This is a genomic window from Sinosporangium siamense (assembly GCF_016863435.1).
Taxonomy (GTDB): domain Bacteria; phylum Actinomycetota; class Actinomycetes; order Streptosporangiales; family Streptosporangiaceae; genus Sinosporangium; species Sinosporangium siamense.
Genome location: NZ_BOOW01000038.1, coordinates 79122 through 90187, shown reverse-complemented (window position 1 = coordinate 90187; position 11066 = coordinate 79122). Strand labels below are relative to the sequence as shown.

9 protein-coding genes and 1 tRNA gene are annotated in these 11066 nt (G+C 69.2%); 4 read left to right on the top strand and 6 right to left on the bottom strand.

Annotated features, from left to right (window positions below):
• Positions 1-995: 995 nt before the first annotated feature.
• Together Ssi02_RS29400 and Ssi02_RS29395 are read left to right on the top strand one after the other, a co-directional pair.
• On the top strand, positions 996-1952 hold the full coding sequence (locus Ssi02_RS29400) for an NAD(P)H-quinone oxidoreductase (protein WP_204030844.1): 957 nt from the start codon (positions 996-998) through the stop codon (positions 1950-1952).
• Positions 1953-1997: 45 nt separating this feature from the next.
• Entirely contained in the window at positions 1998-2510 is a 513-nt protein-coding gene (locus tag Ssi02_RS29395; RefSeq protein WP_204030843.1) for a bacterial proteasome activator family protein, read from the top strand.
• A 22-nt stretch (positions 2511-2532) separates the two neighbouring features.
• On the opposite strand, the gene Ssi02_RS29390 is transcribed toward Ssi02_RS29395, so the two are convergent.
• On the bottom strand, positions 2533-3339 hold the full coding sequence (locus tag Ssi02_RS29390) for an HAD family hydrolase (protein ID WP_204030842.1): 807 nt from the start codon (positions 3337-3339) through the stop codon (positions 2533-2535).
• Between the two features lie 216 nt (positions 3340-3555).
• Between Ssi02_RS29390 and Ssi02_RS29385 the strand changes: the two genes are divergently transcribed.
• Positions 3556-3759 (top strand): cold-shock protein, encoded by a 204-nt coding sequence (locus Ssi02_RS29385; protein ID WP_204030841.1) that lies wholly within the window; start codon positions 3556-3558, stop codon positions 3757-3759.
• A 1748-nt stretch (positions 3760-5507) separates the two neighbouring features.
• Here the strand turns inward: Ssi02_RS29385 and Ssi02_RS29380 are convergent.
• From Ssi02_RS29380 to Ssi02_RS29360, 5 genes are all read right to left on the bottom strand, one after another.
• Positions 5508-5663 carry a hypothetical protein gene (locus tag Ssi02_RS29380; RefSeq protein ID WP_204030840.1) on the bottom strand — a complete coding sequence of 52 codons (156 nt, stop codon included), beginning with the start codon at positions 5661-5663 and terminating at the stop codon, positions 5508-5510.
• 144 nt (positions 5664-5807) lie between these two features.
• The gene (gene serS, locus Ssi02_RS29375; protein WP_204030839.1) at positions 5808-7073 is read right to left on the bottom strand and encodes a serine--tRNA ligase; all 1266 of its coding nucleotides are present in this window, start codon (positions 7071-7073) and stop codon (positions 5808-5810) included.
• A 327-nt stretch (positions 7074-7400) separates the two neighbouring features.
• Positions 7401-7487 (bottom strand) — tRNA-Ser (locus Ssi02_RS29370).
• A gap of 64 nt (positions 7488-7551) precedes the next feature.
• The gene (locus Ssi02_RS29365) at positions 7552-8235 is read right to left on the bottom strand and encodes a TIGR03943 family putative permease subunit (RefSeq protein WP_204030838.1); all 684 of its coding nucleotides are present in this window, start codon (positions 8233-8235) and stop codon (positions 7552-7554) included.
• A complete protein-coding gene (locus tag Ssi02_RS29360) occupies positions 8232-9320 on the bottom strand; it encodes a permease (protein ID WP_373870217.1) in 1089 nt (362 codons plus the stop codon). Before Ssi02_RS29360 ends, Ssi02_RS29365 begins: the two co-directional genes overlap by 4 nt.
• A 174-nt stretch (positions 9321-9494) precedes the next feature.
• Here Ssi02_RS29360 and Ssi02_RS29355 point away from each other — a divergent pair, with 174 nt between their 5' ends.
• Positions 9495-10982, top strand: coding sequence for an alpha/beta fold hydrolase (locus Ssi02_RS29355; RefSeq protein ID WP_204030837.1), 1488 nt, complete (start codon positions 9495-9497; stop codon positions 10980-10982).
• The last annotated feature ends 84 nt before the right edge of the window (positions 10983-11066 follow it).

The following is an 11066-nucleotide window of genomic DNA, read 5'->3' as shown; positions in this document are numbered from 1 at the left end:
GACGGTGCCCAGGCGGTCGGCAGGAGCCTCAGGGGCGGAGGTGGCGCGCGGGCGGTCGGCCTCGACGACGGTGGCTTCGCCGTACCAGGTGCGCTTGTCCGCCTCCTCGACGGCGAACTCCGGCAGGCTGCCCGGGGACAGGGTGATCGTGTGGTCCGCTTCGGGGAGCAGCGGCAGGCCCGGCGACGTGGACGACTGGTCGGCGTCGAACGCCGAGAACGGGCGCTCCTCCCGCTCGGGCGCCCCGGGCTTCTCACGCGTCTTGGGCACCTCGGGCGAGACGTCCGGGGTGGCCGGCGCGGGGCCCTTGCCCTGCAACTCGCCGAGGCGGAAGGCGTCGGTGTCGTCCGGCCTGGGCAGCGGCTTGAGCGGGGCGAGGAAGGCGTCGTTGTCCTGCCCGGCGCCGGGGGACGGCACGGCGAACGGGGAGGGCCGGTCGGCGGTCCTCGGGTCGGCCGCCGGGGTCATGCGCCAGGTGGCGGTGTCCGCCTGCTGGTCGTCGACGACGGCGGGCTCGGGGGCAGCCGTGGCGGGAGTAGCCGTCGCACCGGGGGCCGCGCTCGCGGCCGCTGGAGCGGGCGCGGGCGAGGCCGGCGCGGATGAGGTCGGCGCGGATGAGGTCGGCGCAGGTGAGGCCGCGGCGGTTGGGGCGGCGGCCGGCCCGACGACCGTGTCGACGGCGGTGCGGAAGAAGGGAGGCGTCGGCTCGGGGCCCGACGGGACGGAGAGCCAGGGGTCCTTCGGGTAGGGGGAGCCCGAGGGCTCCTCCACCGCGGAGACCGTCACCGGGGTTGGGGTCTCCTCGTTCTCCTTGATGGCGTCGAGCCAGGCAAGTTGTTCTTCAAGGGAATGAGGATCCTCGCGATCGTGCCTGGGCACCGGTGTTCCCCCTCGGGGTGGACATAAAGGGGTAGCAAACACATTGAAGATTAACGCCCTATGTTCCGGCCAATGCAGTCAACTGGCAAGTTGGCCCTACGACTACGTTGGATCACATGCGTGCGATCGTCATCACTGAGCACGGCGGACCTGAGGTGTTGTCGTGGCAAGAAGTGCAGGAACCCCGGCCTATGCGGGGAGAAGTCCTCATTGAGGTGTCTGCCTCCGCAGTCAACCGGGCCGACCTGCTCCAGCGTAAAGGATTTTACGATCCGCCTCCCGGTGCTTCGCCGTACCCGGGCCTGGAGTGCTCGGGGGTGGTCGTCGAGGCCGGGCCCGACGTTCTCGGTTTCGAGCCCGGTGATCATGTTTGCGCATTGCTCGCCGGCGGTGGATATGCCGAACGCGTCGCGGTGCCGTGGCAGCAGGTGCTTCCGGTGCCAAAAGGTCTGTCCGACGTCGAATCCGGTGCATTGCCCGAAGTGGCGTGCACCGTATGGTCCAACGTCTTCATGACGGCGAGATTGCGCAAAGGCGAGACCCTCCTCGTGCACGGTGGGGCAAGTGGCATCGGGACGATGGCGATCCAGCTCGCCAAGGCGTTCGGCTCGCGCGTCATCGCGACCGTGGGTTCGCCGGAGAAGGTCGCCGGATGCATGGAACTGGGCGCCGACGAAGTGGTGAACTATCGCACCGAGGACTTCGCCGAGACCGCCAGGGCCGATGTGATTCTCGACATAATCGGCGGCCCCTACCTGGAGCGGAACCTCACAGCACTCAACCCGGGGGGGCGCCTGGTGGTGATCGGCCTGCAGGGCGGCACACAGGGGCGGCTCGACCTCGGGCAACTGCTCGCCAAGCGCGCCTCCGTCCACGGCACGACGCTGCGCGCCCGGCCCGTGGACGAGAAGGGCGTGATCGTGCGGGGGGTCAAGGACAATGTTTGGCCGCTCATCGAGGCCGGTGCGGTGCGTCCCGTCGTGCAGGCGCGGGTGCCGATGGCCGAGGCCGCAGAGGCGCACAGGCTGCTCGAAGACGGCCGGCACATCGGCAAAATTCTCTTGGTTCGGTGAGCTAGGTTGAAGTGAATGCCCGAGGATACGAAGCGGTGACGACGAATGAACCCTAACGAGAGCACCCCGCAGATCGTGGTTGTGGGCCCCGAGGGCCTCACCGGCGAGGGTGACGGCAATCGCGAGGACCAGCGTGCGATCACCGACCTGGTGGAGCAGCCGGCGAAGGTGATGCGCATCGGCAGCATGATCCGCCAGTTGCTCGAGGAGGTCCGCGCCGCCCCCCTCGACGAGGCGAGCCGCAAGCGGCTCAAGGAGATCCACGAGAGCTCGATCAAGGAGCTGGAGGACGGGCTCGCCCCTGAGCTTGTCGACGAGCTGGAGCGGCTTTCCCTGCCGTTCACCAACGGGGACGACAGCCCGCCGAGCGAGGCGGAGCTGCGTGTCGCCCACGCTCAGCTCGTTGGCTGGCTTGAGGGTCTGTTCCACGGCATCCAGACCACCCTGTTCGCTCAGCAGATGGCGGCGCGTGCCCAGCTTGAGCAGATGCGCCGGGCCCTCCCTGGAGGCATGTCGCCGTCCGACGACCAGCCCCGCAGCTCCGGCCCCTACCTTTAAGCGCCCGTGGCGCCCTGAAGGGTCAAGGGCCACCGCCGTAAAGCTTCTCCAGCACTTGTGCCACTCCGTCGTCGTTGTTGGTCGCCGTCACATGGTGGACGGCGGCCAGCACGTCGGGGTGTGCGTTCGCCACGGCGTAGGACGTGCCCGCCCAGGCCAGCATCGGCAGGTCGTTTGGCATATCGCCGAAGGCCACGACGTGGCGTGACGTGATTTCGTGGCGGCTCGCCAGCGCGGCCAGGGCCGACGCCTTCGTCACCCCGTGCGCGCTCATCTCGATCAACGCCCGCCCGCTCGAGTGGGTAGGGGTAACAAGATCTCCCACCAGCTCACAGACCGTACTATGGAGTAGATCCGGGTCCATGTGGGGGTGAAGAGCGAGCAATTTGGCGCAGGGCTGCGAAGTCAGCGAAGGCCGCCCGACGAGTAGCCCGGTCACTCCCGCGGCGTCCCAGCCGCCGAGTCTGAAGCTTGACTCATGGGCGAAACCGCCTTCGTACTCAACGGAGAACGCGAGATCTGGAACGCTCCTTTTCAGACGCTCGACAACTTCTTCAAGTATCAACGTCTCGATGAGGTGTGATTCGACGATCTGTTCGGTATGCAGGTCATAGACGAGAGCGCCGTTTGCACAGATCGCTAGGCCGTGGTGATCCACGGTGCGGGCCACCTCGTGCATCCATCGCGGGGGTCTCCCGGTGACGAACACGAGCATGGCTCCGGCTGCCTCTACCAGGGCAAATGCGGACGCTGTACGCGAGGAGACCGTGCCGTCGGAGCGGAGGGCGGTGCCATCGAGGTCGGTGGCGACAAGGCGGGGCTGGGACATAACACGTTCTAGTCTGCACTGTGGGAGCCGTCTCAAGAAATCTTCCTCGTCAGGGGAACACCCGCGCGCCCGATGGTGTTAGATGTGATGGCGTTGTATTAGCTGATCCCGTAGTGAAAACCAGCTTGACTGTCTGAGCCACCGGGGGCCCGCTGTACGACACACCGGGATTCACAAGGTGTGGGTCCCATGGATTTATCCTGAGGGAGAGCTTGAATGGCTCAGGGAACCGTCAAGTGGTTCAACTCTGAAAAGGGCTTCGGCTTCATCGCCCCGGACGGTGGTGCACCAGACGTGTTCGTGCACTTCTCCGAGATTCAGGGCTCTGGCTACCGGAGTCTCGAGGACGGTCAGCGCGTGGAGTTCGAGATTACGCAGGGCCAGAAGGGGCCGCAGGCCTCTCAGGTCCGCGCCATCTGAGGCCGACGCCTTCTGACGTTGCACTAGGGCGGGGCTCGCATCCTGCGGGCCCCGTCGCCTTGAATCTGCTCGTGTGCCCCCGTGCCGAAGTGCATGTGGATACCGGGCATTCATAGGGCGACATGTGGGTCGTGTGATCACGATCACGCGGCCACATGAGGTCTATGTGGTTTCGACCACACTTGAGGCATATGGCCATGGTCTTACGGCCACGGTCATATGGCCACACCGCGGGGCTTGTGCCATACGGCACGGGCCCCGTTTGCCGTTGTGGGGCCCGCCTGTCGCCACCCCCGGCACAGCCTTCACCGGGGGCCACCACCCGCCCGGCCGGCGCAGTCACCGGCCTTGACCGGTGGCCTTCCAAGGACTCCACCACCCGCCCGGCCTGTGGCCGGCAGGAGTGGCCTTCCACCTGATCGGCGTCGGCAGGCGCGGCCTTCGGCCTCGGCCACCGGGCCGGGCCAGCGGCAGGCCTAGGGTCGCCCGCCCGGCTGGCGCGGCCTCCGGGCTCGACCTGTGGCCGGCAAGGTCTTCACGCCCACCCGGGTCAGCATCGGCAGACGTGGCCTTCCATCCGTCCGTTCGGTGGCCTTCCGCCTGTCGGCGTCGGCAGGAGTGGCTTTCGGCCTCGGCCACCGGGCCAGCCAGTGGCCGGCCGCCGGTCGGCATGGCCGCTCGCGTCCGCCTGTGCGGGCGGGGCACGGCGCTCCGGTGGCGCGCGCCCGCCCGTGAGGGGCTTCCTGGCGGGCCGGGAGCGGCCGGGCCTGCTTCTCGCCCGGCGCGAGCAGGTCGAGGCCTACATAGGGTCGGTCGCCCGCCCGGCCGGTGGCCTGCAGGGCCGTCGGCCCTCGGCCGGTGGCCTGCAGCGGTGGCCTTCCGCCTGTCGGCGTCGGCAGGCACGGTCTTCGGCCTCGGCCACTGGGCCAGCCAGTGGCAGGCAAGCTCTTCACCACTTGCCGGCAGGCGTCGGCAGATGTGGCCTTGCGCCCGGCTGGCGCGGCCTTCGGCCTCGACCGGTGGCCGGCATGGTCGCTCGGGCCAGCCTCGGCGGGCGGGGGGCGGCGCTCCGGTGGCGCTCCCGGCCGTGAGGACTTCCTGGCGGGCCGGGAGCGGCCGGGCCTGCTTCTCGCCCGGCGCGAGCACGTCGAGGCCCACATAAGGTCGCTCGCCCGCGCGGCGTGGCCTTCGTCCCTCGGCCGGTGGCTGGCAGGGTCTTCACCACCCGGCCGATCGGCGTCGGCCGGCGCGGTCTCGGCCTCGGCCACTGGGCCAGCAAGTGGCCGGCCGCCGGTCGGCATGGCCGCTCGCGCCCGCCTCGGCGGGCGGGGGGCGGCGTCCCGGTGGCGCTCGCGGCCGTGAGGGGCTTTCTGGCGGACCGGGAGCGGCCGGGCCTGCTTCTCGCCCGGCGCGAGCAGGTCGAGGCCCACTCAGGGTCGCCCGCCGGGTCGGCGTCGGCAGGCGTGGCCTTCCGCATGGCCGGCGCGGTCAACGGCCTTGGCCGGTGGCCGGCAAGGTCTTCACCACCCGCCCGGCCGGCGGCCGACCGGCACGGCCTTCGGCCCCGGCCGGTGCCGATCAGGGGTCGGCATCTCCCGAAGGGGCGGCGCGCCCGGCCGTGAGGGGCTTCCTGGCGGGCCGGGAGCGGCCGGGCCTGCTTCTCGCCCGGCGCGAGCAGGTCGAGGCCCACGTAGGGTCGCCCGCCCGGTCGGCGTCGGCAGGCGTGGCCTTCCGCCCGGCCGGCGCGGTCAACGGCCTTGGCCGGTGGCCGGCAAGGTCTTCTCCACCCGCCCGGCCGGCGGCCGGTAGGCGCGGCCTTCGGCCCCGGCCGCGTGCCGACCGCCGGCCGGCACGCCGATGAAGTACGGCAGAGCCGCCGCCGCCGGACGCGGATCCACGCCCAAGCGCACATCCCACCCAAGTGCCGTAGAACGGACAGCGTGGGAGAGGCGTCAGGGCACACGCCCCAATCTGCGGGCCGGGGGGCGGCGTTCCGGTGGCGCTCCCCGGCCGTGAGGGGCCTTCTGGCGGGCCGGGAGCGGCTGGGGCTACTTCTTGACCGGCTCGAGGACGTCGAGGCCCACATAGGGCCGTAGTGCCTTCGGCACGATCACCGAGCCGTCGGCCTGCTGGTGGTTCTCCAGGATGGCGACGATCCACCGTGTGGTGGCCAGCGTGCCGTTGAGCGTCGCCGTGAACTGCGGCCTGCCGTCCCGGTCGCGGTAACGCACCTTGAGGCGGCGCGCCTGGAAGTCGGTGCAGTTGGACGTGGAGGTCACCTCGCGGTAGCGCTGCTGGGTGGGGATCCACGCCTCGCAGTCGTACTTGCGCGCCGCCGAAGAGCCGAGGTCGCCGCCCGCGATGTCGATGACGCGGAAGGGCAGCTCGACCTTCGCGAGCATCTCCTTCTCCCAGGCGAGCAGCCGCAGGTGCTCCTCATGCGCGTCCTCCGGACGGCAGTAGGAGAACATCTCCACCTTGTCGAACTGGTGCACGCGGATGATGCCCCGCGTGTCCTTCCCATAGGAGCCGGCCTCGCGGCGGAAACACGACGACCACCCGGCATAGCGGTACGGCAGGCCCTCGCCGTCGAGGATCTCGTCGGAGTGGTAAGCCGCGAGAGGCACCTCGGACGTGCCCACGAGGTAAAGGTCGTCGGCCTCCAGCCGGTAGACCTCGCTCGCGTGCGCGCCGAGGAAGCCGGTGCCCGCCATCGCCTCAGGCTTGACCAGCACCGGAGTGATCATCGGCGTGAAGCCCGCGTCGATCGCGGTGTTCATGGCCAGGTTGAGCAGGCCGAGCTGGAGCCTCGCGCCCGCACCCGTCAGGTAGAAGAACCTGGCCCCCGAGACCTTCGCGCCGCGCTCGGTGTCGATCGCGCCGAGGGACTCGCCCAGCGCCAGGTGGTCCTTGGGCTCGAAGTCGAAGATCGGCTTCTCGCCGACCTCCTCCAGCACCACGAAGTCGTCCTCGCCGCCGTGGGGCGCGCCCTCCTCGACCAGGTTGGGCACGCCCATGAGCAGCTCGTCGAGCCGCCGGCCGAGCGTCTCGGCCTCGCCCTCGGCGCTCTTGACCCGGGCCGCGAGATCCTTGGCCTGCTCAAGCAGGGAAACCCGCTCGTCCCCTGAAGCGCGGGAGACGGACTTGCCGACGACCTTCTGCTCGGCGCGCAGCCTCTCAAAGGAGGTGAGCGCACTGCGGCGGCGCTCGTCGAGGTCGAGCAGCGTGTCGACGATCGAGTCGTCCTCTCCCCGGGCACGCTGCGAGACGCGCAGGCGGTCGGGGTGCTCACGAAGGGTACGCAGGTCAATCACGTGCTTAAGGCTACCGACGAAGGCGGGCGGCCCGCGCCCGGATTTGACCGCTTGAGCGTGAGGTGGCGGATTACGGGGGCGAGGGCATGCTTCGACAGGGTGCCTTGGCCGGTGAAGACCTGCTTCGACGCCAACCCTGGCGCACGCCGGCAAGCCCCCGTGATCGAGGCCCGGGGACGGAGCTCGTCGTGCCGGCTGCGCCGGAGGTGGGTCACCGGGCGTTCACCGTACGCACGCCGAAGTCGCCGCGGGCGGCGGAGAAGCCAGGTCAGCCGCCAAACTGAAAAGCCGCCGACCTGTGCACACAGATCAACGGCTTGTGCTGAGCGGAGGGTGTGGGATTCGAACCCACGAGGCCGTCGCCGACCTGGCCGCTTTCAAGGCGGCTGCACTAGTCCACTATGCGAACCCTCCATGCGGACACCACCCTAGCGGGACTCCACCATGGTCGCGCCAGCGAGTTTGGCGATTTCCCGGGTCACTCGTAGGGCTCGCTCGGGGGTTTGATCGGCTGCACGTGGGCGGCGGCGATCTCGGCGAACACCATCCCCGAGGGCAGCTTCTTCCACTTGGGCGGAACCCACGTGCCGGTGACCTCGACCCAGGAGTCCGCCTTAGGGGCCGGCGCCCCCAGCACCGCGACCTGGAGCGCGTAGCCGTCCGCCGCGCAGCAGGCGATCGACATGCGCGTGACGTACCACTGGCCCTTCTTCTTGGAGGGGGTCACGAAACCGGTGAGCCGCACGGATTTGCCGGTGAGGGACTTCTTCTTGTCGCCGAAGGCCCGTGCGAGGAACTCCGCGATCTTCATGTCCGCCGGGCCGCCCGCGGCCGAGATCGGGTCATACTCGGCGTTGGCCGGCGGCTCGGGCGGACGCTGCGAGCGGGACGCCGCGAAGGAGCCGAGCGCCGGCGGGGCGATCAACACGATCGCGAAGACCGGCAGCGTCATCAGCCAGGCCACACGCGGGGCGTGCTCATGCGCGGCGGGCCGCCGTACCAGCCCCAAGACCCCCAGCGCCGCGACGATCACCCCCGCCGCGATCAGGAAGGGCTGGAATCCGGCCTTCACGTAGTTCAGGTAGGACGTGGTGAAGGCGGAGATCCACACCACGGCTCCACCGAGCAGGATCAAGGTGAGGTTCTGCGACCAGCGGCTCACAACAGCATCCATCCCATCAGCGCGCTCACAAGCACGGCCAGTGTGAAGGTCAGCGGCACGAAACGCAGCGCGAACGCCTTACCGAACGTCCCGATCTGCAGGGCGATGAGCTTGAGGTCCACCATGGGACCCACTACGAGGAACGCGAGCTTCGCGGTGGGGGAGAAGCCTCCCATGGAGGCGGCCACGAAGGCGTCGGCCTCCGAGCAGATCGACAGAAGTACGGCGAGCAGCGCCAGCGTCAGCACCGCGAGCCAGGGCACACCCGCCACCGAGTCCAACCACTCTCGCGGCACCACCACGTTCAATGTCGCCGCCGCCATGCCGCCCACCACCAGGAACCCGCCCGCGTGCAGCAGGTCGTGCCGCATCGCCGACAGGAAGGCGGTGACCTTGGACCCTTCGTGCCGGTGCTCAGGCACCCGGATCCACGACGTACGCCCAAACCGCAGCCAGATCCACCCGGCGAGCACCGCCACCACCAAGGAGGCCCCAAACCGGGCGACCGCCATCATCGGCTCATTGGGGAACGCCACCACCGTCGCCACCATCACCACCGGGTTGATCGCCGGGGCCGCCAGCAGGAACGCCAGCGCCGCCGACGGCGTCACCCCCCGCGCCATCAGCCCCGACGCGACCGGAACCGATGCGCACTCACAACCGGGGAGTACGGCTCCCGCCATGCCGGCCACCGGCACGGCGGCCATCGGGCGCTTCGGCAGGGCACGGGTCCAGAACGAGGGAGGGACAAAGGCCGCGATGGCCGCGGACAACGTCACACCAAACACGAGGAACGGCAAAGCCTGCACACAGATCGCCACGAAGATCGTGGCCCAGGTCTGCAAAGCGGGGGCGGTGAGGTGGGGGGACAGGACGAACCGTCCCACCACCAGGAGCGCGATGACGACGAGAAACGCCCAGGGCAGAGAGAAACGCCTGGTTCGTGGGCGGCGTCCCCAGGTGTCCGGGGGGATGTCGCTGTCGTCGGCCCACGCGGAGTGCATGCCGGAGTGGGAGGTCGGCGGGGCTTGAGTGGGAGATGTCGTGGCGGGCCTTGGTCCGGTGTCGATCCCGCGATCGTGCATATGGTTATCGTTGCAGAATTTTGGTGGAGCCTCGTCCTCGATAGGTGTTTCACGTGAAACATCAACCGAGGGTTGAGCACGTTATGTTTGCCGGTTGACCCGGTACTATCGTGCCTCCAGCCCGGCCCGATCGACGGATGTGTCGTCCGACGGCCGACCGGCACTGTTGCCGCCATGGCAAAGACTCTCACTGGGATCCTCGCCGCCTCGGCCATCGGGCTCACGACGTTCACGGCGCTCGCGCCATCCGCCGCCGCCGAGTCGGCCCCGGCCTGGTGCCCGGAGATTCCCGGACACAAGGTCGAGTGCGACACCCTTGATCGGCCGCTGGTCGAGGGCAAGCCGGAGCTAGGCACCACTCCGGTGGGGTACGCCATGGTGCGCCGCACTCAGCTCGGCAAACCCGCCGCCGGCACCGTCATGGTGAACCCCGGCGGTCCCGGGTCGAGCACGCTCGAGATGGCCGCGCAATACACGGCGCTGCTCGCCCCGGCGCTGACGGACCACGACCTCCTGCTCATCTCACCGCGGGGCACCGCGGAGTCAGGACCCCTGAAGTGCGGCGCGAGCGACCCCGTCGGCTTCGAATCGGTGGACGCCGTGGCGAAGTGCGCCGAAGAGCTCGGTGCCAAGGCCGCCGGATATACCTCGGCCAACATCGCCGGCGACTTCAACGCCGTCCGCGCCAAGGCCGGAGTGGACAAGGTGGTGCTCTACAGGAAGTCCTATGGCACCTACCTCATGTCCATCTATGCCCAGCGTCATCCGGAGACCGTTCGCTCGATCGTGTTGTCCGGTGGCATTCCGCTCAAGAGCGACCCGTTCTGGCGGGCCAGCGCCCAAGCCGCGTCGGACAGCCTGCGCCTGGCCTGTCAGCGCAGCCGGGCGTGTGACGGGGCGCAAGCCGTACAAGACCTGAAGAAGGTCGCGGCGCGGATGCGGGCCAAACCGCTGCGGGTGCCGATCACGGCGGGCGGAAAGCAGCAGATCCTGAACTTCGGGGAGTCCCGGCTGTCGATCCTGGTCGTCAACGACGCCAGTCGCATGACGGGGGCCGACCCCACGGCCGTGCCGACCCTCGGCTACGTGCCCGCCGCGCTGGCCGCCTCGGCCAAGGGCGACGACGGGAAGCTCAAGCAGCTCATCACCGGCATCTACGGCGGAGGAGGAGCGGTGGAGGAGGACTCCAGTGCGTTGTTCATCGCCGTGAGCTGCAACGACTACCTCAAGCCGTGGTCCGCGGAGGCTACCGCCGGGCAGCGCGTGCGGCAGTATCACCAGGCGATCGACGCGGCGCGTGGGCAGTTCGGGGCGTTCAGCGCGAAGGGGCATGCTTACGCGACCATCGAGGCCATGTGCGGGAAGTGGCCCGCTAAGGGGACGGCTCGGCCGTACATCTCCACCGGGCACTTTCCCGACGTGCCGGTGCTGGCGATCGCCGCCGACCTCGACGCCACGACCAGCGTCGCCGCCACGCGGGAAGTGGCGGAGCAGTACAAGCGCTCGACGTTCCTCAGGGTGCCCAACATGGGGCATGTTGCGGAATACGACCCGAGTGGGTGTGTTACGGGGATCTCATCGGACTTCATCAGGCACGGGAAGGTGGGCGACACCTCCTGCCTCAAGGAGATTCCCCCGATCAAGGTGACTCCGGTCAAGTAACCGCAGGTCACCACTAGAGCAGGGTTCCCCGGAGAAGGGTGTGCAACCGAGCACCACACCTCATATGCGACAGGCGTCACATCC